This window comes from Mycolicibacterium vulneris, from assembly GCF_002104765.1.
GTDB lineage: Bacteria > Actinomycetota > Actinomycetes > Mycobacteriales > Mycobacteriaceae > Mycobacterium > Mycobacterium vulneris.
On the sequence record NZ_NCXM01000001.1, the window covers coordinates 180,624 to 203,831 of the forward strand.

General features: G+C 66.9%; 26 protein-coding genes. 9 read left to right on the plus strand and 17 right to left on the minus strand.

Features of this window, described 5'->3' with window-relative positions:
- Nucleotides 1-69: 69 nt before the first annotated feature.
- A complete protein-coding gene (locus B8W69_RS00800; protein WP_085288068.1) occupies nucleotides 70-1,305 on the minus strand; it encodes an acyltransferase family protein in 1,236 nt (411 codons plus the stop codon).
- Nucleotides 1,306-1,663: 358 nt separating this feature from the next.
- Here B8W69_RS00800 and B8W69_RS00805 point away from each other — a divergent pair, with 358 nt between their 5' ends.
- On the plus strand, nucleotides 1,664-2,104 hold the full coding sequence (locus B8W69_RS00805) for an STAS domain-containing protein (protein ID WP_085288069.1): 441 nt from the start codon (nucleotides 1,664-1,666) through the stop codon (nucleotides 2,102-2,104).
- On the opposite strand, the gene B8W69_RS00810 is transcribed toward B8W69_RS00805, so the two are convergent.
- From B8W69_RS00810 to B8W69_RS00840, 7 genes are all read right to left on the minus strand, one after another.
- Nucleotides 2,088-2,348 carry a hypothetical protein gene (locus tag B8W69_RS00810; RefSeq protein WP_085288070.1) on the minus strand — a complete coding sequence of 87 codons (261 nt, stop codon included), beginning with the start codon at nucleotides 2,346-2,348 and terminating at the stop codon, nucleotides 2,088-2,090. The two genes, B8W69_RS00805 and B8W69_RS00810, sit on opposite strands and share 17 nt — an antisense overlap.
- Nucleotides 2,345-2,890: a transport-regulating membrane protein Mce1N gene (gene mce1N / locus B8W69_RS00815; protein WP_085288318.1), complete on the minus strand. Its 546-nt coding sequence runs from the start codon at nucleotides 2,888-2,890 to the stop codon at nucleotides 2,345-2,347. The genes B8W69_RS00810 and mce1N overlap by 4 nt, the downstream gene beginning before the upstream one ends.
- Nucleotides 2,891-2,903: 13 nt before the next feature.
- Nucleotides 2,904-3,884: a porphobilinogen synthase gene (gene hemB / locus B8W69_RS00820; protein ID WP_085288071.1), complete on the minus strand. Its 981-nt coding sequence runs from the start codon at nucleotides 3,882-3,884 to the stop codon at nucleotides 2,904-2,906.
- Nucleotides 3,884-5,542, minus strand: coding sequence for a bifunctional uroporphyrinogen-III C-methyltransferase/uroporphyrinogen-III synthase (locus B8W69_RS00825; protein WP_085288072.1), 1,659 nt, complete (start codon nucleotides 5,540-5,542; stop codon nucleotides 3,884-3,886). The genes hemB and B8W69_RS00825 overlap by 1 nt, the downstream gene beginning before the upstream one ends.
- 23 nt (nucleotides 5,543-5,565) lie before the next feature.
- Nucleotides 5,566-6,513, minus strand: coding sequence for a hydroxymethylbilane synthase (hemC, locus tag B8W69_RS00830; RefSeq protein WP_085288317.1), 948 nt, complete (start codon nucleotides 6,511-6,513; stop codon nucleotides 5,566-5,568).
- Nucleotides 6,514-6,526: 13 nt separating this feature from the next.
- The gene (locus B8W69_RS00835) at nucleotides 6,527-7,897 is read right to left on the minus strand and encodes a glutamyl-tRNA reductase (protein ID WP_085288073.1); all 1,371 of its coding nucleotides are present in this window, start codon (nucleotides 7,895-7,897) and stop codon (nucleotides 6,527-6,529) included.
- A gap of 125 nt (nucleotides 7,898-8,022) precedes the next feature.
- Nucleotides 8,023-8,292, minus strand: coding sequence for a glutaredoxin family protein (locus B8W69_RS00840; RefSeq protein ID WP_085288319.1), 270 nt, complete (start codon nucleotides 8,290-8,292; stop codon nucleotides 8,023-8,025).
- A 60-nt stretch (nucleotides 8,293-8,352) separates the two neighbouring features.
- Between B8W69_RS00840 and B8W69_RS00845 the strand changes: the two genes are divergently transcribed.
- The 7 genes from B8W69_RS00845 (at nucleotide 8,353) to B8W69_RS00875 (ending at nucleotide 14,674) form a co-directional block, all read left to right on the plus strand.
- A complete protein-coding gene (locus B8W69_RS00845) occupies nucleotides 8,353-8,661 on the plus strand; it encodes a WXG100 family type VII secretion target (protein ID WP_085288320.1) in 309 nt (102 codons plus the stop codon).
- Nucleotides 8,654-8,944: a WXG100 family type VII secretion target gene (locus B8W69_RS00850; RefSeq protein ID WP_085288074.1), complete on the plus strand. Its 291-nt coding sequence runs from the start codon at nucleotides 8,654-8,656 to the stop codon at nucleotides 8,942-8,944. The genes B8W69_RS00845 and B8W69_RS00850 overlap by 8 nt, the downstream gene beginning before the upstream one ends.
- 4 nt (nucleotides 8,945-8,948) lie before the next feature.
- Complete coding sequence (locus tag B8W69_RS00855) at nucleotides 8,949-11,351, plus strand: putative adhesin (RefSeq protein WP_085288075.1); 2,403 nt, start codon at nucleotides 8,949-8,951, stop codon at nucleotides 11,349-11,351.
- Nucleotides 11,348-12,136, plus strand: a complete 789-nt coding sequence (locus B8W69_RS30235; RefSeq protein WP_133057950.1) for a hypothetical protein — start codon at nucleotides 11,348-11,350, stop codon at nucleotides 12,134-12,136. Before B8W69_RS00855 ends, B8W69_RS30235 begins: the two co-directional genes overlap by 4 nt.
- A 134-nt stretch (nucleotides 12,137-12,270) precedes the next feature.
- Nucleotides 12,271-13,179 carry an HAD family hydrolase gene (locus B8W69_RS00865; RefSeq protein WP_085288077.1) on the plus strand — a complete coding sequence of 303 codons (909 nt, stop codon included), beginning with the start codon at nucleotides 12,271-12,273 and terminating at the stop codon, nucleotides 13,177-13,179.
- A gap of 43 nt (nucleotides 13,180-13,222) precedes the next feature.
- On the plus strand, nucleotides 13,223-13,744 hold the full coding sequence (locus B8W69_RS00870; protein WP_085288078.1) for an FAS1-like dehydratase domain-containing protein: 522 nt from the start codon (nucleotides 13,223-13,225) through the stop codon (nucleotides 13,742-13,744).
- The gene (locus B8W69_RS00875) at nucleotides 13,745-14,674 is read left to right on the plus strand and encodes a cyclopropane mycolic acid synthase family methyltransferase (RefSeq protein ID WP_085288079.1); all 930 of its coding nucleotides are present in this window, start codon (nucleotides 13,745-13,747) and stop codon (nucleotides 14,672-14,674) included.
- A 71-nt stretch (nucleotides 14,675-14,745) separates the two neighbouring features.
- On the opposite strand, the gene B8W69_RS00880 is transcribed toward B8W69_RS00875, so the two are convergent.
- The 9 genes from B8W69_RS00880 to B8W69_RS00920 form a co-directional block, all read right to left on the minus strand.
- Nucleotides 14,746-15,834: a lysophospholipid acyltransferase family protein gene (locus B8W69_RS00880; RefSeq protein ID WP_181447304.1), complete on the minus strand. Its 1,089-nt coding sequence runs from the start codon at nucleotides 15,832-15,834 to the stop codon at nucleotides 14,746-14,748.
- Nucleotides 15,816-16,943: an SDR family oxidoreductase gene (locus B8W69_RS00885; RefSeq protein ID WP_085288081.1), complete on the minus strand. Its 1,128-nt coding sequence runs from the start codon at nucleotides 16,941-16,943 to the stop codon at nucleotides 15,816-15,818. Before B8W69_RS00885 ends, B8W69_RS00880 begins: the two co-directional genes overlap by 19 nt.
- Before the next feature lie 51 nt (nucleotides 16,944-16,994).
- Nucleotides 16,995-17,096 (minus strand): 30S ribosomal protein bS22, encoded by a 102-nt coding sequence (locus B8W69_RS00890; RefSeq protein ID WP_003402602.1) that lies wholly within the window; start codon nucleotides 17,094-17,096, stop codon nucleotides 16,995-16,997.
- Nucleotides 17,097-17,243: 147 nt separating this feature from the next.
- Nucleotides 17,244-17,501, minus strand: coding sequence for a cell division/environmental response transcriptional regulator (locus tag B8W69_RS00895; protein ID WP_040629292.1), 258 nt, complete (start codon nucleotides 17,499-17,501; stop codon nucleotides 17,244-17,246).
- 138 nt (nucleotides 17,502-17,639) lie between these two features.
- Nucleotides 17,640-18,515, minus strand: coding sequence for a pyrroline-5-carboxylate reductase (gene proC, locus B8W69_RS00900; protein ID WP_181447305.1), 876 nt, complete (start codon nucleotides 18,513-18,515; stop codon nucleotides 17,640-17,642).
- Nucleotides 18,516-18,542: 27 nt separating this feature from the next.
- Nucleotides 18,543-19,394: a thioesterase family protein gene (locus B8W69_RS00905; protein ID WP_085288083.1), complete on the minus strand. Its 852-nt coding sequence runs from the start codon at nucleotides 19,392-19,394 to the stop codon at nucleotides 18,543-18,545.
- A gap of 24 nt (nucleotides 19,395-19,418) precedes the next feature.
- On the minus strand, nucleotides 19,419-20,261 hold the full coding sequence (locus tag B8W69_RS00910) for a sugar phosphate isomerase/epimerase family protein (protein WP_085288084.1): 843 nt from the start codon (nucleotides 20,259-20,261) through the stop codon (nucleotides 19,419-19,421).
- Between the two features lie 15 nt (nucleotides 20,262-20,276).
- Entirely contained in the window at nucleotides 20,277-21,269 is a 993-nt protein-coding gene (locus tag B8W69_RS00915; protein ID WP_085288085.1) for an Rv0497 family membrane protein, read from the minus strand.
- Nucleotides 21,266-22,282, minus strand: a complete 1,017-nt coding sequence (locus B8W69_RS00920; RefSeq protein ID WP_085288086.1) for a Ppx/GppA family phosphatase — start codon at nucleotides 22,280-22,282, stop codon at nucleotides 21,266-21,268. The genes B8W69_RS00915 and B8W69_RS00920 overlap by 4 nt, the downstream gene beginning before the upstream one ends.
- A 119-nt stretch (nucleotides 22,283-22,401) precedes the next feature.
- Here B8W69_RS00920 and B8W69_RS00925 point away from each other — a divergent pair, with 119 nt between their 5' ends.
- Complete coding sequence (locus B8W69_RS00925; protein ID WP_085288087.1) at nucleotides 22,402-23,196, plus strand: DUF3109 family protein; 795 nt, start codon at nucleotides 22,402-22,404, stop codon at nucleotides 23,194-23,196.
- Nucleotides 23,197-23,208: the final 12 nt, after the last annotated feature.

Below are 23,208 nucleotides of genomic sequence, written 5' to 3' on the forward strand. Positions count from 1 at the left end.
CATCGTCGGGTGCCGCCGCGTCCTCATCAAGTATTCCCCGTGAGTCGCGGCCGGCCGCTGAGGCGGCCATCACACCGCGCGGGCCGAAACCGCTTCCAGCGGACGGTCGATCGGATGCAGCTTACTGTTTGAATCGCCGGGATCGCTTCGCGCGCTGACGGCCCTGACGTCGACCATCCTGCGCATCCAACGGCGGGCCGGCTCTTCGACACCGTGATACAGCAGCACCGAAAAGGCCAGGGCAACCGCGAGCAGGCCGATGACGTTCCATTTCCACGGGTTGTCCAGGGTCGGCAGCTCGAATTGCTCCACGGCCCAGCCCCAGGCGGTGTGCACCAGCTCATGCACCATGTACAGGCAGAACGAGATCTTGCCGCCGTATACCATCACCCGCGCCGACAACACCCGTGGCAGGCTGCCGAGCCCGATGGCCAGCGATATCACCAGCGGCACGAACAACACGTCGACGACGCCGCCGCTGTCGTTCTCCACCACACCCGATATCGGGTGCGCGCCAAACCAATACAGCACGCCGACCATACCGGCCAGGAGCAACAGGGAGACGTATCCGGCGACGCGGCGGCCACGATCGCTCAGCCGGAGCCTGCGCACCGCGGCACAGGCCAGCGCGCCCGCTGTGAATTGCGTGACAATGCGGGGCAACCAGCTCCACGGCGTGTAGAAGTGGCCGCTGGCGAGCAGCATCACCACGGGCGGCAGCGATGCCGCGAAGGCCAGGACCATGAGGCTGCGCGCCCTGGTCGCCTGTTTCATCCGTAACAGGACCAGCACCAGGACGGCGAAAAGCACATAGGCCAGCCATTCCGCACTGATCGACCAGGCCGGCCCGTCCCAACTCGAGTCGTCAAAGAACGGCACAAACCACAACTGCACCAACAGGATCTGGCGCACGTAGCTGATCGCGGTGAGCGAAGCGGCGTCCGGCGACGGCACATGACCGACGTGCAGGGTGAAGATCACCCACAGGGCGGCGAGGTGCAGGGTGACCAGGTACACCGGCCACACCCGGGCCAGCCGCAGCCACAGGAAATGCAGGGTCGCGCGGGTCGACCAGGACCGGCCCATGCGGTCGAGATAGTTGTACGTCAGCACGAACCCGCTGAGGATGAAGAAGAGGTCGACACCTTGAGCGCCGCAGTTGAGCACCGGCGCGAGGGCGTCGCGGACGTCGGGCGACACGTCGCCGAGCATCGGCCGGAAGTGGAACAGCACCACCCACAGCGCGGCGACGATACGGAGCCCCGTCAGGGCGGTGATCTCGCCCTTGATCTCTCCGCCCCGCACGCTGCTCTTCCCGTCCGAATCCTGCCGCTTCGTCCTGCTGCTACTTCGGCCGAGCGCCAAATCTCGCCTTTTCACAAGCCCAACCGGCAGCCTAGGCAGCCTAGCAGCGCAATCGGCGGCATGCGTGGACGGTTGTGGTGTGGCATACCGACTTCCGGGGTAATCGTATGACCCGAAAGCCCGCTGGGCGTTTGCTCGACCGCCGATTAGCGATACGCCCTTAATAGCTTCTTAGCAAAGCGTTAGACACGGCTTCCGGTCTCCTTAGGCTTGCGGCCTAACGTCATGACCATCCTTTGGTGAGCGTGGCGGCGCCCCCCGAAGGCGGCGCGAACGCCGCGGAGAGTGAGGGTTCCTCATGACGGTCGCAGGCGGCCGAGCTGGCCACGACAACTGCGTGTTTGCCTTCGACGGCGCACAGGTCCGGGCGCACCACCGCCACCTGGCTACAGTGGTGCACATTCGCGGCGAAATCGACGAGGAAAATGTCGATCGCATCCGCGACCACATTGCGCGCTTCACGCTCGGAGACAATCCCGTGGTGCTCGACGTGGCCGATGTCAACGAATTTGCTGAGGCGGGCATCTCGCTGCTCTGCGCGTTCGATGACGATTGTCGTGCCGCCGGGGTGGATTGGACACTGGTCGCCAGCTCAGCGGTGACCCAGGTGCTGGATGACACCGGTCATGACGCTAGTTTTCCGATCATGCGCTCGGTTCACGAGGCGCTGCAGGATCGGGCCGACGCCATCGTCCTGCGCCGCCGGATGGCGTTACCGTTCGTCAGGAAGACGCCTTAGCGCGCGAGCGCGCGCGTCGCAGCCTGGCAGTTCCGACGATCGCCAGGACCCCGGCGCTCGTCAGCAGCACCAGCGTCAGCAGCAGCAGCTGCGGGTCGTACAACAGCGACGTGGTGGAGGGCTGCCCGTCGGCGATCGGTGCCACGATCACCGTGTGATGCGAGTGCCACCAGGTCAGCCCCGAGCACACCAGCGCAAGGCAGGCCAGGCCGAGCTCGAGCAGCGCGCGGAAGCGGGTGTTCATTGTGCCGTCCCGGCGTCGTCGTCCCAGTCCCCGTCGATCGATCCGGTGGGCTCCACCCGCTCCTGGACCAGTGGGGTCAGAGCGGCGCGCAGCTGACGATGGCGACGCGCCCACGCCTGGGCCGTGCGCCGGCCGGTGAGCTTGAGACCGATGCCGACGCGCTTACGCGGCACGCCGACCAGTTCGCCGAGCGCCCGCGACGACTGCCACCGCGCCAGGTCTTTTCCGGAGGCTTCGTGATTCTCGGGCTCGGGATACACCTTGAGGATTTCGCGGACCAGGATTGTTTCGGCGCCCTGGCGCAGGGCTTCCTCGGTGAGTTCGACCGAGACGTGGATGCGTGCGGCCTTCACCTGTATCCCGAGGAACGCCGATACGAGCACCAGGAAGATCGCGGGCACCACCAGCGACACGGGGGCACCGCTCCAGATCTCGATCAGCACCATCGCCACCGCCGCGGCCGGGCCGCACGCCAGCCACCACCAGCTGGCGCCGGGTTCGTAGAACAACCGCTTGGGTTCGGTGTCGCGGTCGGTAGTCATCGCAGGCCCCATCTCACGAGAGCCACCCTGCCGCATCCGCGGCCCAATAGGTGAGGACGATATCGGCTCCGGCGCGCCGGATGCTGGTCAGCGACTCCAGCGCCGCGGCGCGCTCGTCGATCCAATTGTTCGCGGCTGCAGCGCAAATCATCGCGTACTCTCCCGACACCTGATACGCGGCGACCGGAACGGGCGACACGTCCGCCGCGGCCGCGACCACGTCGAGGTAACTCATCGCCGGCTTGATCATCACGATGTCGGCGCCTTCGTCCAGGTCGAGCTCGATCTCGCGCAGCGCCTCGCGGGCGTTGCCCGCCTCCTGCTGATAGGTGCGCCGGTCTCCGGAGAGGCTGGAACCGACCGCCTCACGAAACGGGCCGTAGAAGACCGAGGCGAACTTGGCGGCGTAGGCAAGAATCGCCACGTCGGTGAAGCCCGCGGCGTCCAACCCGTCGCGGATCGCGCCCACCTGTCCGTCCATCATGCCGCTCGGCCCCACCACGTGGGCGCCCGATTCAGCTTGCGCCACAGCCAGATCCACATACCGGGCCACGGTGGCGTCATTGTCGACCCGTCCCCGGTCATCGAGGACGCCGCAGTGTCCGTGGTCGGTGAACTCGTCCAGGCAGGTGTCGGCCATCAACACGGTGGCCTCGCCGAGGTCCTTGGCCAAGTCCCGCAGCGCGACATTGAGGATGCCATCGGGGTCGGTCCCGGCCGACCCGATCGAGTCCTTGTCCTCATCACGGGGCACACCGAACAGCATCAGTCCGCCCACGCCCACGGCGACGGCACTGGCGGCCGCGCTGCGCAACGAATCACGGGTGTGCTGCACCACGCCCGGCATGGACGTGATCGGCCGCGGTTCGTCGATGCCGTCGGCGACGAACATCGGCAACACCAAATGCCTTGGTTCCAAGGACGTTTGGGCCACCAAACGGCGTAAAGCCGGGGTGGTGCGAAGCCGGCGCGGACGGTGCCGCGGGTAGACCACTAGCGCCTGCGGCTCTTTTTGCGCGGCGGCGGCAGCGCACCCTCGGCGCGCAACCGCGCGGCGTGTTCGGCCAGCGCGTCGACCAGCGGGCCAACCGCGGCGGTCTCGGGCTGGACATCCACCCGCAAACCGAATTCGGCCGCGGTCTCCGCGGTCTTGGGACCGATGCAGGCGATGATCGTCCGAGCGTGCGGCTTGCCGGCGATGCCGACCAGGTTTCGCACCGTGGAGCTGGAGGTGAAGCACACCGCGTCGAACCCACCGGTCTTGATCATCTCCCGCGTCTCGGCCGGCGGCGGGGCGGCCCGCACCGTCCGGTAGGCGGTGACATCCTCGATCTCCCAACCACGTTCGCGCAGGCCCTCGGCCAGCGTCTCGGTGGCGATGTCGGCGCGCGGCAGCAGCACCCGGTTGACCGGGTCGAAAATGCTGTCGTAGTCCGGGAAGTCGTCGAGCAGACCCAGCGAGGACTGCTCGCCGGCCGGCACCAGTTCGGGGCTGATCCCGAACGCCCGGACCCGGTCGGCGGTCGACTCGCCCACACACGCGATCTTCACTCCGGAGAACGCGCGCGCGTCCAGACCGAACTCGCCGAACTTCTCCCACACCGCGCGCACCGCGTTGGTGGAGGTGAACACCACCCACTGGAAGCGGCCGTCGACCAAACCCTTGACGGCCCTTTCCATCTGGGCGGGGCTGCGCGGCGGCTCGACCGCGATGGTCGGCACCTCGATCGGCAGCGCGCCGTAGGAGGTCAGCCGCTCGCTCATCTCGCCGGCCTGGTCCTTGGTGCGGGGCACCAGCACGGTCCAGCCGTACAGCGCGCGGTTCTCCCACCAGTTCAGCTTCGCCCGGCTGGCCACTGTCTTGCCGATGGTCACCACCAGCGGACCGGTCAACGGGCCGGCGGGGTCGGTAGCGCCGAGCACCGCCGAGTCGGTCAACCCGTGCAGTGTGGTCTCGACGGAACGCTGCTGACAGGTGGTGCCCTGCGCGGTCACCACGCAAGGGGTGTTCTCGGCGAGCTCGTGCTCGATCAGGGTGCGCGCCGCGTCGGCCAGATGCGACGACGTGGCCTGCAGAATCAGCGGGCCGGGCGCGGCGGCCAGCGCCTCCCAGTCGACGTCGCCGCGCACGTCGGCGACCGTGTGCGAGGAGCCCAGCGGCAGCCCCGCATACGTCGGGACGGCATCGCTGGGAGCCAGCCCGGGCACGATCTCGATGTGCAGGTGGCTCCGCGCGACGGCGTTGACCTCGGTGATGACCGCGTCGACCGTCAGCGGGTCGCCGGCCACCAGCCGCACCACGTCGACGCCCGTCCGCGCCTCGGTGGTCAGTGTCTTGGCCACCTCGGCGGGGTCACCCAGCGCCGGGCGGATATCGGGACCGCCGGAGATCACCGCCGGCTGCGCCTTGCCCTGGTCGGAACCGCCGTCGCCGTTGGTGGCGGCCGGCTCGGCCGGGGCCGGGCCGGAGACCGGTGGCAGGTCTTTGCCGATCAGGGCCAGCACCGGCTCAGGCACGTCAGGGTCGGTGAACACCAAAGCCGCGTTCGCCAGCACCGTCGCGGCCCGGGTCGTCAGCAGTCCCGGGTCACCCGGGCCGGAGCCCACGTACGTGATGCGGCCGGGTGTCGGCTTACGCCCTCGCGTCGTCATTGTCGCTCCCAGGTAATTCGCATTTAATTTCCTCGCGCGGGGTCTTGCCGCGCTTCGCTCATCAGCTCTCGAGCGCCCAGCTCGAACAGCTCCGCGGCCACCGAAAGCCCAAGCTCTCGTGCCCGACCGGGACTGCCGATACCGGACGCGCGGATCACGTCGGACCCGTCCAGCGCCGCCACGCAACCGCGCAGCGACAGCTCTTCGAAGATCCGGCCTTCCTCGTCGATGGACTCGACCACTTCGGCGATCGCGCCCACCGGTGCGGAGCAACCGGCCTCCAGTTCGGCCAGCAGGGCTCGCTCCGCGGTGACCGACGCACGCGTATCGGCGTCGTCCAGTTCCGCCAGCACTGCCGCTAACCGGTTGTCACCGGCACGGCATTCGACGGCGAGCGCGCCCTGAGCCGGTGCTGGCAACATTTGCACCGGCTCTAGCGTCTCGGTGACATCGTCGAGGCGACCGATCCGGGCGAGTCCCGCCCGGGCTACCACGATCGCGTCGAGATCACCACTGCTTACCTTGTTCAACCTGGTATCTAGGTTGCCTCGTAGGGGGCGGATTTCCAAACCGAGACCCAATGCTCTAAGCTGCGCGGCCCGCCGCGGCGACGAAGTGCCCACCAGCGAACCGGCCGGCAACTCCGCGAGCACCAGTCCATCGCGCGCGACCACCGCGTCGCGCGGATCGTTGCGCAGCGGTATGGCTGCCACAGCAAACCTCGGGTCGTCGGCGGTGGGCAGGTCCTTGTGGGAGTGCACCGCGGCGTCGACACGGCCCTCCTCCATGGCCTCGCGCAGTGCGGTGGTGAAGACACCCACCCCGAGCGACTCGATTGGCGCCGACGAGCGGTCCCCCTCCGTGCTGATGGTCACCAGCTCCGCCGGGTGTCCCAGCGCGATCAAAGCGTCTCTGACGACCCCGGCCTGGGTGGTGGCCAGCAGGCTGCCCCGGGTTCCTATCCGGATCACGTTCGCCAATCGCCTACTCGGCGGTCTGCTGCGGGGTGCCCGCGTCGAATCCGTTTGCAATGACCGGCAATTCGCCCGCGGCCACGGCATCGACGGCCGTCTGATCGAGTTCGAAGAGTTCGCGCAACGCCTCGGCGTAGCTGTCGCCGCCGGGCGCGCTGGCCAGCTGTTTGATCCGCACGGTCGGCGCGTGCAGCAGCTTGTCCACCACCCGTCGCACGGTGCGGGCCACCTCTTCGCGCTGGGCGCTCTCGAGCCCGGGCAGCCGGTTGTCGAGGCGCAGCAGTTCCGCCTCGACAACATCGGCGGCGCGCTGGCGCAGCGCGGTGACCGTCGGCGTGACTTCGGCCATCCGCTGTCCGGCCAGATAGGCAGCAACTTCGGTGGCGACGATGGTGCGCGCGGCGTCGACGTCCGCGGCCGCGGCATGAGCCGAGGGCTCGTGCTGCACGCGGTCCACATCGACGACCCAGACGCCGGGCAGACCGGCCACCGCCGGGTCGACGTCGCGCGGCATGCCCAGGTCGCAGATCACCAGTGGATTCGCCTCTTCGTCGCGGTGCGCGGCGGCCAGCGCGTGGTGCACATCGGCCAGCGAGACCACCGGGGTCACCGCGCCGGTACAGCTGACGACGACGTCGGCGCCCGCCAGGGTGTCGGCCAGGCGTTCCAGGGGCACGGCATCGGCCCGCACGCCGGTGTCGCGGATCTTGCGGACCAGGCGCTGGCCCCGGGACAGCGACCGGTTGACCACGTGGACCTGCCCGATGCCGGCACGAGAAAGGTGCGCCGCGGCCAGGGCGCCCATCGCGCCGGCGCCGACCAGGACGGCGGTTTTGCCCGACAACTCATCGAGGCGGCGCTCGGCCATGTTCAGGGCGACGGACACCACCGAGGCGCCGGCGGCGTCGATGGCGGTTTCGGAATGCACCCGCTTGCCCACCGACAGGGCCCGCTGGGCCAGTTCGTGCAGAATCCGGCCGACGGTGCGGTTGGTCTCGGCGCTGGCATAGGCGCGACGCACCTGCCCGAGCACCTGCTGCTCGCCGATCACCGCGGAATCCAGCCCGCTGGCGACCGCGAAGAGGTGCTCGACCGCGGCCTCGCTGTACCGGACGTACGCGTACTTGGTGAGGTCGGCCATCGACATGCCGGACTGTTCCGACAGCACCTGCCCGATCACCGCTAATCCGCCGTGGAACGCGTCCACCACGGCGTAGACCTCGACCCGGTTGCATGTGGAGAGCACCATGGCCTCGGTCACCAGCGGCGACTGCAACACCCGGTCGACGATCTTGCCCTGATCGGCCTCGTCGATGCTGAGTTGTTCCAGGACGGAGACCGGCGCACTACGGTGCGAAACCCCGAAGAGCAAGACGCTCACGGCAGCATCACCTGGCCAGCTCCCTTGCTTCCTCCAGTAACTGAACTGCTGTCCACGGTAAACGTTTATCAGCTGGGCTACCAAATAATTGCCCCGCGCTGGCCGACCTGGCGGCGCGCGACGGGTCAGCCGCCGAGATCGGCCCGCAGTCGGGGCTCATCGATTTCCCAGTAGCTGTGTTCGCTGCCGTCGAGCAGGATCACCGGCAACCGGTCGCCGAACTCGGCCCGCAGCGCGGTATTGCCCGCCGCGGCCGCCGCGTCGACGTCGGTCATCGACAACTCGAAGCCCAACTCACCGGCCAATTCGACCAACCGGGCATGGACGCGCTCGCAGATGGTGCACCCGTCGCGGGTCAACAGCTTCACCTGCCGCCGGCCGGTCGCGTCAGTCATGGGCACCAGTGTGTCATCGGTGACTTGTGGGGCCATCTACCAGGCGTTATGTTCCGAACTATGGCCGACGAAACGCTGCGGGTCGATCCCATCGTGATGCAGGGCGCTGCCGTCTCGCTCAGCGGTGCGGCCGAGCAGCTTTCGGCCCAGCTTTCCCAGCTCGACGATCAGGTGGGCCAGATGCTGGGTGGTTGGCAGGGTGCGGCGGGCACGGCGTACGGGTCGGCGTGGGAGCTGTGGCACCGGGGCGCCCGCGAGGTCGAGCTCGGGTTGTCGATGCTGGCACATCTGGTGGGCCAGGCCGGCGGGGCGTATCAAAGCAACGAGGCCGCGTCAGCCGAGGCGGAGCGGGCGGTGCGCGGTGGCTGAAGCGTTTCGGGTCGACCCACAGGCGTTGGCCGACGCGGTGCAGCGGATGGCGGCGTTTCAACGCTATGCCGAAGACATGATCACTGAAATCGATTCTCGCGTAATGCGTTTGCACACATCGTGGACGGGTGATGCCGCAGCGGCTCACGCCGAGGCGCATCAACACTGGGTGCGCGGCGAGGCGATGATGCGCGAAGCGCTGGCGCAACTGGAGAAGGTGGCCACGACCGCGCACGGCAACTACACCGGCGCGATGTCCACGAATCTCGGTATGTGGTCGTGAATACATGGCGCCGCTGGCGTGTGACCCGACAGCCCTAGACCGCGCCGGTGGCACCCTACTGGCCACCGGTGTTTCGTTGGGATCGGTGATCTCGGCCTTGACCACGGCGCTGGCCGGCAGCGCGGGCATGGCCGGTGACGATCCGATTGGCGCGGCGTTGGGTCGCGCATACGACGGCGCGGCGGCCAACCTGATCGAGGCGATGACCAGCACCCGCAATGGGCTGTGCAGCATCGGCGACGGCGTGCGGATGTCGGCACACAACTATGCGCTGGCCGAGGCGATGTCGGATCTCGCGGGGCGGGCCGAGAGTCTGCCGACACCGCCGGTCACGGGGCCGTTGACTGTGGGAGCCGCCCCGCCGTCGGCGGTGGGTGAAGGCAGCGGCGCCCCGGCGGGCTGGGGATGGGTCGCGCCGTATATCGGAATGATTTGGCCCACTGGCGACTCGGCGAAGCTGCGTGCCGCCGCTGCGGCGTGGACGACCGCAGGCGTTAACTTCATGACGACCGAGATCGCGGCGGGCGGCGGCTCGATGGCTGCCATTTCGGCGCAGCAGATTCCCGAGGCCGTGGCGATCAACAAAGCGTTGGCTGATGCGACCGGCGCCACCACCGGCGTTGCGCGGCAGTGCCAGACGATCGCCGCGCAACTCAATGCCTACGCAACCAAGATCGACAAGGTCCACGCGGCGATCCTGGATCTGTTGTCGCGCATCTGCGATCCGCTGACCGGGATTAAAGAGGTCTGGGACCTGCTGACCGACGAAGACGAAGACGAGATCAAAAGGATCGCCGACGACATTAAAACGGTGGTCGACAACTTCGCCCAAGAAGCCGAAACGCTCGGGGGCCAAATCACGGCCACCATGTCCGAAGCCGCCACCGCCGCAAAGGATATGGCGCACTGGGCGGATAAAGAGTGGGACCACTTCTTGCACGGCACCCCTGTGGGCAAGGCGCTCAATCAGGTGGGCCAGACGTTCAAAGGCGTTGGCGTCGAAGGGTGGGATTTCCTCAAAGGTCTGTACGAGATCAGCCAATTCCACGCCGTGCTCGACCCGAAGGGTTACGGCGAGACCATGAGCGGCATGGTCACCGGGGCCGGGACGCTCGTCGGCTTGGGGCCCGACGGAGGGCCCGGAGTCGCCGATTCGTGGAAAGCGCTGGGTAAAGACGGCACCCACTGGGACGAGTGGGGCAAAAACCCCGCCGAAGCCCTCGGAAAATCCATCTTCGACGTGGCAACCCTGGCGCTGCCCGGAGGGCCGCTCTCCAAGCTGGGAAAGGTCGGGCACGGTGCTGCCGACGCTCTCAAAGGTTTGAAGAAGCCGCCAGAATTCCCCAAGCCTCCGTCGGTCAAGCCTCCGGTGGAAGCACCGCCGGCCGCCCCCAAGCCGCCGGAATCGGGCCAACCGGCGCCCGCACCCGCGGGCAAGCCAGGCCCGTCGGGCAAGCCTGCGCCGGGCCCGGCCGACGGTCCGCTGCCGCACAGCCCAACGGAATCCAAGCCACCACCCGTCGAGAAACCCCCCGCCGCGGAGCCGCCCAAGCCGGCCGCGGCTCCTGCCGAGCCTGGCGGTAGGGCGCCGGTGCCAGCGCCTCCCGGAGACACACCGCTCCCCCATTCGAAACCGCCCGAGCCCGTCCCCGCCCACGCGCCGGCGTCTCCCGTTGAACCTCCGGCTCCCCACGCCGGTGGCGGGATTCCCTCCGAAGCGCCTCCCAGCCTGGGAGAGGTTCCCCACGGCGGTGAACCGCCCGCCCATCCCGGAGATGCGCCGCACGGCGGGGGCCCCTACCCTCCCGGCGACGGCAATGGTCACCATCCCCCGAGCGACGGCGACGGGGTTCCGCCGTCGGACCCTGTTCCCAAGGAGACCCCGCGGGAGGCGCCGCCCGGCGATACCCCACCAGCGGGACAGGACGGCCATCAACCAGGCGAATCGCTCGATCAAGCGATTCCGTACGACGACATCCTGCAAGGCGAGAGGCACACGATAAGCGGCCACGGGAGTTATGACCCCGAGAACGGCTTCTTTACCGTGCCGAGCGGCTCGAGTATCACGACCTTCGCCGAACATGGCTCGACTATTACTGACTCGCTCGGCAACCTTATCGAGACCGGCGGTGACACGTCTGGGGTTTATTCGGAGACTTTTCGAACCGGTGAGCTTATCCCGGATTACACAATTTACCCTCCGGATGGATTGGATATTTTAGGTTCACCACAGACTGTTACAAGCCCTACGCTTATTAGTAAACTTATACATGAAAACATGGGCCTTGTTGATCTCGCTGTATGCACATTCGATCCGACTTCTCCGACGGGCAAGGTGTACCACGTGACTGGAATATATGATAAATTTAACGATAAGTTCACACCGTACGAGAGGTCTGAACCTTGACAGCACCGCACAATTTTGAAATTGATGAGCTGATCGATTTCGCTGCAGAACAAAAGTCAGCGGAGGCCGATCAGCGGCTTTTCTCGGCGCTTCGTGCTGTCGAACTGTTCTTCCCTCGAACAACCGTCGAACACGAGGGGAAACAGGTGAATGCAACCCCGTTGCTCCGACTGCCAGACGGGACCAACGCCATGATGCTCTACACCTCGAAAGACCATCCAGATCTGCCGAAAACATTTGCAGGTGGCGCTTTTGAAGATACGCTTGCCGCCGCGCTCTCCATGCCCGAGCTCGACTGGGTGATCGTCTGCAATAGAACATCCCAGTGGGTAGCACTCAACAAACAACAAATATCTGCAATTATAAACGATCCACAGGACCGAGACACTCGCATAAATGACCCTTCTGAGATTTCAATGGATAACGAAAAAATTCTTGAGGACCTAATAACACGTGCTGTCGACACGCCCCCTGAAGAACTTTCGCCGCCGATCGGATCTGCGCTTCGAGGCCGTGAATTATTTATCGAATTGGCGAAGGGGCAAAGCGAAGACGAGCAACCGGTCATGAAGACTTTCGCCGTTCGACACATGCCCCGCGTGATACGCGCGTACACCACGCGATCGCGTCCGGGGATCAGGTACGGGGGCATGCAGTGGGAGGCGCTCAAAAATATGATTAGAACCACAACTCAGCTCGACGGTGTCCAGATCGTCAACAACGCGGACGACTGGGTGATCTTCGATCGTGAATCATTGACCGCTGGCGAAGCGGGCGAAGCATAAGCGTCGAGCGTGACGCCGGCAGCCCGCTCCACCAGCCCGGGACACGTCAGCGCCCCCACGCCATCTGCCCGATAGGGTTGGAGATCGGGCACCCACTGGGTCGCCAGGCAGCACAGCGATCAGGAGGTTAGGCGATGACTTCCTCAGACCCGGTCAACGCAGACCACACCGGTTGGGTTGACTTGGAGGCGCTGGCCGCGAACGCCAGCGCCGCCCGCGCGATCGAGGGCATGCAGGAAGCCGCCGCCTCGGAAGATCGCCCGCAGCCCCCCATCGACCTGACCGCGGCCGCCTTCTTCGACGTGGACAACACGCTCGTGCAGGGCTCGTCGGCGGTGCATTTCGGACGCGGACTGGCCACACGCAACTACTTCACCTATCGCGATGTGGTCGGATTCATCTACGCGCAGGCCAAGTTCCAGATTCTCGGGACGGAAAACAGCAACGACGTGGCCGCTGGCCGGCGCAAGGCGCTCGCGTTCATCGAGGGTCGATCGGTCGAACAACTGGTCGCACTGGGCGAGGAGATCTACGACGAGATCATTGCCGACAAGATCTGGCCCGGCACCCGCGAGCTCACGCAGATGCATCTGGACGCCGGCCAGCAGGTGTGGCTGATCACCGCCACGCCCTACGAGCTCGCCGCGACCATCGCGCGGCGGCTCGGCCTGACCGGCGCGCTGGGCACGGTCGCGGAATCGGTCGACGGCGTCTTCACCGGCAGGCTGGTCGGCGACATCCTGCACGGCACCGGCAAGGCGCACGCGGTGCGATCGCTGGCGATTCGCGAGGGGCTCAACCTGAAACGCTGCACCGCATACTCGGACAGCTTCAACGACGTCCCCATGCTGTCGCTGGTGGGCACGGCCGTCGCCATCAATCCCGACGCCCGCCTGCGCGCCCTGGCCCGCGAGCGCGGCTGGGAGATTCGCGATTTCCGCACCGCTCGCAAAGCGGCCCGGATCGGGGTGCCGTCGGCGTTGGCGCTGGGCGCGGCCGGTGGCGCCCTTGCTGCGCTGGCCTCTCGGCGGCAATCACGCTGATAGGCTGCGCCGCGCAGACATAATCGAGCGGAGGGCATACGCCATGACAGTCCCCAAGGAAGCCGAAGGACTCATCGGCAGCCATTACCGCGCACCGGACTACTTCGAGGTCGGTCGCGAGAAGATTCGTGAGTTCGCGCTGGCGATCAAGGACGACCACCCGGCCCACTTCGACGAGAGTGAATCCGAAAATGCCGGGTACACGGACATGGTGGCGCCGCTGACGTTCCTCGCGATCGCCGGGCGCCGAGTGCAGCTGGAAATTTTCACCAAGTTCAGCATTCCGATCAACATCGCTCGGGTCATCCACCGCGATCAGAAATTCAAGTTCCACCGGCCGATCCTGGCCCACGATAGGCTGTACTTCGACACCTATCTCGACTCGGTGATTGAGTCCCACGGCACCGTGCTGGCGGAGATCCGCAGCGAAGTGACCGACGCCGATGGAAAGCCGATCGTCACGAGTGTCGTCACGATGCTGGGAGAGTCTTCAAACCAAGAGGACGTCGAAGCTACCGCCGCGGCAGTGGCATCCATATCCGCTGGGAAGTTAGGGGCGCAGTAAATGTCTGCACACGGGGACACGGGAAGCACGCAACTGAAGCCGCCGGTCGAGAAGGTCCGGTCGCACTACGACAAATCGAACGAGTTCTTCAAGCTCTGGCTTGACCCGTCGATGACTTACAGCTGCGGTTACTTCGACGAAAACCCGGACCCGCAGAATCTGACCAAGACGCTGGAAGAGGCGCAGTACGCGAAGCGCAAGCTCGCGCTGGACAAGCTGAACCTCGAGCCCGGCATGACGCTGCTGGACATCGGCAGCGGCTGGGGCTCGACCATGCGGCATGCCGTCGCCGAGTACGACGTCAACGTCATCGGTCTGACGCTCAGCGAGAACCAGCACGCCCACTGCGTGGCGGAATTCGAAAAGATGGACAGCCCCCGCCGCAAGGAGGTGCGGATCCAGGGCTGGGAGGAATTCCCCGGCGACGAACCGATCGACCGCATCGTGTCACTGGGCGCCTTCGAGCACTTCGCCGACGGCGCCGGTGACGCCGGATACGAGCGTTACGCCACCTTCTTCAAAAAGTACTACGACCTGCTGCCCGACGATGGCCGGATGCTGCTGCACACCATCGTGGTGCCCACCGCCGAGGAGGGCAGAGCGATGGGCTTGCAGGTGAACATGACCCTGCTGCGGTTCATCAGTTTCATCTTGAAGGAGATCTACCCCGGCGGGAAGTTGCCCCAGGTCGACCTGGTCGATAAGTACTCAACCGACGCGGGTTTCAAGATCGAACGCCACCACTTCATCGGCAAGAACTATGTTCCGACGTTGACCGCTTGGGGGGATGCCCTCGAGGCGCACAAGGACGAGGCGATCGCCCTCAAGGGGCAGGAGACCTACGACATCTACTTGAAGTACTTGCGGGGCTGCTCCGACCTGTTCCGCGACGGCTACACCAACGTCTGCCAGTTCACGATGGTCAAGTAGTCGGCCTCTTCAAAGGTCAACGCCACCGCGGATTTCCGCGGTGGCGTTTCCTTTTGCGCGGCTCGGCCGGATCAGCCGAAGAAGATGTTGCGGCGGCCGGCGAGCAGCCGGTACAGCGTCTGCTGGATGGTCTCGCGCACCTGGTCGGTCAGCTCGAAGGTGACCATCGGGTCGTCGGCGTCGGAGGCCGCGTAGTCGTCGGTGTAGATCGGCTCACCGAACGCGATGTGCCATTTCGACGGCAGCGGCACCAGACCCACGGGCCCGGCCAGCGGGAACAGCGGCGTGATCGGGAAGTACGGCAGTCCGAACAGCCGCGCCAGCAGCTTCACGTCGGTCAGCATCGGGTATATCTCCTCGGACCCGATGATCGAGCAGGGAATGATCGGCGCCTTGGTCCGCAGCGCCGCGGTGACGAATCCGCCACGGCCGAACCGCTGCAGCCGGTAGCGGTCCTCGAACCGCTTGCCCAGCCCCTTGTAGCCCTCCGGGAACACGGCAGTGAGCTCGCCGGCGGCGAGCAACCGGTGCGCGTCCGTCGTGCAGGCCATGGTGTGGCCGGCCTTGCGGGCCGCCTCACCCACGACGGGCAGATCGAACACCATGTCGGCGGCCAGCAGCCGCATGTCCCGGTGCGCGGGGTGCTCGTCGTGGACGGCCACCGACAGCATCAACCCGTCGAACGGCAGCACGCCGGCGTGGTTGGCGACCACCAGCGCGGCGCCGTCATCCGGCAGGTTCTCGATCCCGCTCACCTCGACCCGGAACCAGGACCGGAAGAACGGCCGCAGCAACGGCCGAACGATCGCGCTGTTGAAGTGCGGGTCGAATCCGAACTCGTCGACGCTGTAGTCGCCGGTGAGTCGCTGACGGAGGAATCCGGCGACCGAGGCGACGCGCTGTGCGAGGTCGTTCAGCGGTGCGTCGGCGGACGATGACCCCGCGGCGCGGCGGTGCTCGTCGATTTCGCGGACCACCGCGGCTATCTGCTCGGCCGACGCACGGCCGTTCGGATCGGACAGTAACGAAGGATGCTGGCGAGATGACTCTGCTCTTTGATCGGCTCTCCGACGAGCCGCTACCCGACCCCGATTACTGTGCAGTGGAATGACATTCGCTCTGGTTTCACCCGCCACGATACCTACCTGACACCACCCCACGGAATTGGATTTCGGCTACCCCAGCGCTGAGCTAGAGATATGGCGCGACCTTCCCAGGAGCGTACCCGATGTGGGTCGATTATGGGAGTCAGGCTGCGGCCGCGAACGTAGTCGTCAAAGGCCTCCGCCGTCGACCATTTCGGCTGATAGCCAAGTTCTGATCGCATCCGACTGGTATCCATGACACGGCCATAACTCAAGTAATCAAACTGATCACGACTGATCTCGTTGTAACGGTTTGCGCGCCGTAACGAATCGAGGGCCCATACGCCGAAACCCGGTACCGGCAAAGGAATCCGGCCGGCCCGCCGGATCGCCTGCGACAGCATGATGATGCCCTCGGCGGCGATGTTGAACGTTCCCGCCTTGCCCGCCATCGCCGCGCGCTCCAGCGCACCCAGCGCATCCTGCTCGTGCAGCAGTTGCAGTCGTGCGTCGCGGCCGAACATGGTGGGCACCAAAGGTCCTGCCAGATAACGCGACAGCGTGGTGTCCATCGCCGGGCCGATCATGTTGCCCAGCCGCAGGATCGTCACCGCGATGTCCGGCCGGCGCCGTCCCAAACCGCGCGCGTAGGCCTCGATGTCGAGGCTGTCCTTGGCGAAACCGTTGCGGAACGGTCGGCGGCTGGTGCTGTCCTCGGTGAACATCACCGGATCGTGTGCGCTCGAGCCGTAGACCTCGGACGTCGATTTGAGCACCACCCGGCGCACCGAGGGAGCCTTCTGGCAGGCCGCGAAAAGCTGCATCGCGCCCATCACGTTGATCTCTTTCAACGCCGCGGTGCCACCGGATCGCGGCGCGTACGACGCCGCCGCAGCATGCACCACCGTGTCGACGTCGCCGTTGCGAATCACCTTGGCTATGAAGGGATTACGGATGTCGGCCCGGACGAACTCGGCGCGTCCCATCCGGCGCAGCATGTCCTTGCTCGGTGCTATCGCATCGACCGCGATGACCCCATTGATCATCGGGTTCTGCGCGAGCCGAGCCGTCAGGTAGCCACCCAGAAACCGGCAGGCACCAGTGACCAGCACGACCTTGGGGTAGTGCACCGTGTTGCCTGCGGTGTCACCCGGCCCTGCGTTGTCCCCATTCGACGGATCCACCCGGACAGCCTATCGGCCAGGCGAGATGGCGGCACCATGCCGCGGGCGGGGTTACTTACCGAGTTTTCTGCGCTGCACCCGGGTACGACGCAGCAGCTTGCGGTGCTTCTTCTTCGACATACGCTTGCGCCGCTTCTTAATTACTGAACCCATGAACTCCGCTATCTGACCGTGACCTGCTTCAAAGATTGGACCCGGACACTTTACCCGGCGGAACGCACCGAACACCAAACCGGCGTCGGCCGATCGCCGCGCAACCGCGGAGCCTGGGGTGCCGCCGGCGAGCGGCACCGTTTCAGGTCAGCCGGCGTCGAAGTAGGACGTCTCCAGCATGTCGTGGACAGCCTTGGCGTGCACCCGGAAGGACCGGCCCACCCGGACCGCAGGCAGCTCGCCGTTATGCACCAGCCGGTACACCGTCATCTTGGAGACCCGCATCAATGCGGCCACCTCGGCGACGGTGAGAAACTGCGTCCTGCCCTGCTGGCTGTCAACGGAACTGGCGTCCCGTGGCTTACCTGCAGCATCTCGCGCTGATGGCCCGTTACTAGACGTCATCGCAACCCAATCATGTCAGGCACGCGCATGCCAGCGGCTTCCCCTCCGCTGGCACCCACACGTGCTTACACAAGGAGAATAGCGGGACTAATGGGGTTACTGGTACTGGTGGGGGACAATCAATTCAAAAAACTTGGATTACTCTGATGTAATTCTTAGCTGCTCAGAGCGCATTTTGGCGGCCTGAACGGCCGCGTCGACCGCCGCTCGCAGGCCCCCCCGTTCCAGCTCACGCAGGCCCGCCGCGGTGGTACCGCCGGGCGAGGTCACCGTCGCCCTCAGCTGCGTCGCCGTGGCGTCCACCCGCAGTCCCGGGGTCTCGGCCTCGCCCAGCTGCCGATCGGCGTCCATGCGCTCGAGCAGCATCGCGGCCGAGCCCGCCATGGTCTGCGCGGTCAGGTCGGCGGCCACCTCACGGCTGAGACCCGCGGCGACGCCGGCGTCGACCAAGGCCTCGACCAGCAGGAAGAAATACGCGGGTCCGGAGCCCGACAGCGCGGTTACGGCGTCCATCTGGCCCTCCGGGACGCTCAGCACGCCGCCGACCGAGTCGAACAGCGCCGAGACGCCTTCGAGCTGCGGCGCGGTGACGAACCTGCCCTTGGCCAGCGCCGTGACCCCGGCACCGACCAGGGCCGCCGCGTTCGGCATGGCCCGCACCACCGGCGTCCCGGCCGGAAGCTTCGACTCGAAGTAGGTGATGGTGATCCCGGCCGCGACCGTGACAAAGACCTGCTCGGCGGTGTCGCTCTCGGCGGCGGCCGCCGCGCGGGTGATCTCCGCCATCACCGACTCGACGTCGGCCGGCTTGACCGCGACCACTACGAACGACGCGTTCTCCACCGCATCGGACACCGAGCTGATCAGCACCGAATACGTATCGGCCAGATACTTGGCGCGCTCGGGAACCCGCTCGACCACCACCAGGTCCTTGACCTGCCGGCCCGCCCGCAACAGACCCGACAGCAGTGCCTCCCCGATGCTGCCGCCACCGATGATCGCGATTCTTGCCATGCCGGACAGCATCGCAGACACCGCGTCCTAGCGAGCGGCAGGGACCAATGCCAGTTGGCGGGCCTGGACCACCAGGCGGCCCAGGCTGTCGACGACGGTGTGGTCCTCGTCGAACCAGTCCTGCCCGATCTCGGTGCAGGTCGCGATGATGCGCAGCCAGCCGTCGGCCGGCAGGCCCCGCAGAAACGCCGTGAGCTGGATCGTGGGAGCCCAGCCGGTACGGTCCACGGCGAAGGTCACCGGCGCCGACAGATCGCCGCACATGAGCGCGAACAGCGCGTCCGGGGCCACCCCTCGGGGGCGCGCCCACATCTGGATCACCGGCGGGCGCCCGTCGCTGCGCGGAGCCATCGTCGACAGCACCGGCCGCACGTCGCAGCCCTCCCCCAGGTGCACGAGGCCGGCCAGCGGATGACCCGGCCCGATCGGCTCGATGTCGTCGGGCGGCTCGGGCGCCATCAGGTCCAGCACCGGGTTGGCCGACAGCAGCGGGTTTGCTACCCCTTCCGAGCCGTCCCGATGCCAGTGCTCGGGCTCGCCGAGGTTCACCACCGCGTGCACCGCGGTGCGGTCGCCCTGGTTGAGCTCGACGTCGACGACGCTGATCCGGCGGCCCCGCTTGCGAATCGAGGTCACCAACTGCACCTGACCGGGGTCGGGCGCCCACAGGAAGCTCGCCGACACGGCGACCGGCTGCTGGGCCGGCTCGAGGCCGCCGGACTGGCCGCCGCAGGCGGTGCGGGCGGCGTTGGCGCACAGCGCCAGCATCGCACCGCCGTGCACCTTGGGACCGATGGTCCAGCGCTTGTCGAGCTCGCCCTCAAAGATGCCTGAACCGACCTCCCGCAACGTCATTGCGGTGGTGAATAACGCACTCATGTGTCTGGATTTCCCCCGGCTTGTTCAGCGCAGCAGATGCGTGCGGGCAAACTGCAGCGATTCGGCGAGCATGTCCTCGCGCTCGTTGGCGGAACGCGCGCTGGACGTCGACACCTCCAGGATGACGTGCCCGGCGAAGTGGCTGCCGGCCAGCATCTGGCACACCTCGGCGGTGGGTTGCGTGCCGCGACCAGGCACCAGGTGCTCGTCGGCGGGCAGGCCGTTGCCGTCGCACAGGTGCAGGTGCACCAGCCCCGCCCCCATCCGCTGCGCCATGTCGAGTGAGTCGGTGCCCGCGGTCGCGGTGTGGGACAGGTCCAGCGTGTAGTGCGCATGGTTGCCGTCGAGCGGGTCGTAGGAGGGCGCGAACGCGGAGATCGCCGGGCCGGGCCCGCCACCGCGCTTGCGCATCCGTTCCAGCGACTGGCCCGCTCCGAAGAACCGGTCGGCCCGGAACGGGAACATGTTCTCCACCGCGACCATCACGTCGCTGGACGCTTCCAGCTTCGCCACCTGTTCGGAGAAACCCTCGGCGTAGCGCCGCTGCCAGCGAAACGGCGGGTGCACCACCACGGTCTGCGCGCCCAGCTGTTCGGCGGCGCGCACGCTGCGATCCAGCTTGGGGACCGGGTTGGCACCCCACACCCGCTGCGAGATCAGCAGGCAGGGCGCGTGCACGGACAACACCGGGACGCTGTAGTGCCGCGACAGCTTCTCGACGGCGGCGACGTCCTGGCTGACCGACTCGGCCCACACCATCAGCTCGACGCCGTCGTAGCCGAGCCGGGCCGCGTACTCGAAGGCCGCCTCGGCCCGCAACGGGTACACCGAAGCCGTGGAAAGGCCGACTTTGATGGCGGGGCGCACTGTTTACGGTGCCGCTTAGCCCGATTGCAACGACAGCGCCAAGGGTCCCAGGGTGATCAGCGCACCCACCGCGACCGCGATCAACGTGCTGGCGATGTCCTCGGTCTTGCGGACCACCCGCACCCCGGCCACCAGGCCCAGGATGACCAGCACCGATAGCACCAGCGCCACCAGGCTGTTCCAGCGCCACAGCTGGTCGAAGGCCACGAACAGCCCGCCGCCGAACGCGACGGCCAGCATCGACTGCAACACGACCACGCCGCCGTGCCACACCGCGTCGAACCTGCCGTGCTCCAGGTGAGCATCCGCGGCGGCGTCCGCGTGCCGGTCCTCGAGATCGAGGTGCTCGTCGTCGCGGAGCACTCCGGCCGGCAGCGGCCCCGAGCCGTCCTCGTCGTCCTCGTCCTCCCCGGATCGCAGGAAGGAACGCACGTAGGCGGAGTCCTCCAGCGCCGGCTCGGCCTCGCGCACTTCGGAGTCCATGACGTCCACCGGGACGTCGGCGTAATGGTCCAGCGGGTCGAAGCTCATGTCCTCGGCTCCCGAGCCGGCCTGGCCGGTGCCATTGGCGGACGAGCCGGGGGGGCCGGCTTCGGGCAACGGCCGCGGGTATTCGCTGCGCTCGGGCCCCGGCGCGCGCTTGGGCAGCGGCGGTGACTTGGGCCAGCGCGGCTCGGGCTCGGACCAGTAGGGCGCTTTGGGCTCGGCCTTGGTCACCGGCTCGGCGGCGGCCTGCCGGGCGGCAGGCTCGGCGGGCGGGGCCGCATCGACCGCGTCCATCGTGTCGGTGGCTTCGTTGGCGTTGCGCGCGGGTTCGTCGTCGTCATCGCGGATCACCGGGAGGTCGCCGGTCAGTTCGGCGACGGTCACCGAGTCGCTGTCGCCGCGCCTGCGGCGACGCCGCCGGGTGACCGCCGGGGCGCCGATGGTTCCGTTTCTCGCCAGCAATTCGGCAACCGAGATGGGCCGGGTGCCGGGGCTCTCGGTCTCGGAGTGCGGTCCGGTCATGGTTTGTCGCCTCTCGATCGGTTCTGATTCCGATCAACTACCTGACCTCCAGCATTGCGCACCGAAGGCTCCATGAGGGCCGATCCGTCGGCTTCGCTGTCGAGTTTGCGCAAGATGAGACCTTCCCGTAATGCCCACGGGCAAATATCCACCGATTCGATCGACAGCGCTCGCATACTTGCCTCCGCCACCAGAGCACCCGCAACGATCTGCGGTGCCCGCTCGGCGCTCACTCCTTCCAGTTCTGCCCGGTCAGCGGTCGTCATCCTAGAGATGAAAGATATGAGTTGTCTGAGGCCGTTTGCTGTAAGCGTCCTCTTGACCCGCGGTCCAGCGCCCGACGGCGCCGCACCGGTGAGCCGGGCCAGCGAGCGGAATGTCTTCGACGTCGCCACGGTCAGGTCGGGATTACCCGCCTCCAGGATGTTCACGCTGGCTTCGGAGAGCTCGGCGTCCAGCCAGTCCCGCAGCATCGCCACCCGGCGCCGGCCGGGCGGATCGTCGGGCAGCCACTCGCGGGTGAGCCGTCCGGCGCCCAGCGGCAGTGACAACGCGACCTCGGGCTCCTCGTCCACGCCGCTGGACATCTCCAGCGAGCCGCCGCCGATGTCCAGGTTGATGATGCGGCCCGCGCTCCACCCGTACCACCGGCGCACCGCCAGGAAGGTCAGCCGCGACTCGTCGACGCCGGTCAGCACCCGCAGTTCGACGCCGGTCTCCTTGCGGACCCGGCTCAGCACGTCCTCGGAGTTGCCGGCGTCGCGGACGGCGGATGTGGCGAAGGCCATCAGCTCCGCGCATCCCGAACTGTCGGCGATCTTGGCGAATTCGTCGATCGTGGAGATCAGCTTCTCGGCACCGCGTTTGGTGATCTTGCCGGCACTGTCGGTGGCCTCGGCCAGCCGCAGGGTGGCCTTCGTCGAACTCATCGGCGTCGGATGACCGCCGCGGTGGGCATCCACCACCAGCAGATGCACCGTGTTGCTGCCCACGTCGAGAACGCCCAATCGCACGTAAACAAACTAACGAAGCCCCGGGGGCGGTGCGTTGCGCGACCCGGTTAACCCGCCGTGAGCGCTGCCATACGGACCCCGAGTGTCAGCGGCTCAACTGGCCCGAACAGTGGTCTAACGTGGACTGCGTGGCGAATTCGCACCCGGAACCGGGACAAGAGGTCGAGCTGGACTTCGCCCGCGAATGGGTGGAGTTCTACGACCCCGACAACCCCGAGCACCTGATCGCGGCGGACCTGACCTGGCTGCTCTCCCGGTGGACGTGTGTGTTCGGCACCCCGGCTTGCCGGGGCACCGTGGAGGGCCGCCCGGACGACGGGTGCTGCTCGCACGGTGCGTTCCTGTCCGACGACGACGACCGCGCCCGCCTGGACGACGCGGTGAAAAAGCTGACGGACGCCGACTGGCAATTTCGCGAAAAAGGGTTGGGCCGCAAGGGTTATCTGGAACTCGACGAGCACGACGGCGAACCGCAGTACCGCACCCGCAAGCACAAGGACGCGTGCATCTTCCTGAACCGGCCGGGCTTCGCGGGCGGCGTCGGCTGCGCGCTGCACAGCAAGGCCCTCAAGCTGGGTGTGCCGCCGCTGACCATGAAGCCGGATGTCTGCTGGCAGTTGCCGATCCGTCGCAGCCAGGAGTGGGTGACGCGGCCCGACGGCACCGAGATCCTCAAGACCTGGGTCACCGAATACGACCGCCGCGGTTGGGGTTCCGGCGGAGCGGACCTGCACTGGTACTGCACCGGCGATCCGGCCGCTCATGTCGGCGCCAAGCAGGTGTGGGAAAGCCTGGCCGACGAACTCACCGAGCTGCTGGGCGCGAAGGCGTATTCGGAGTTGGCCGCAATGTGCAAGCGCCGCAGCAAGTTAGGGCTTATCGCGGTGCACCCGGCGACTCGCGCCGCCGAGTAGCCGCACACGTCA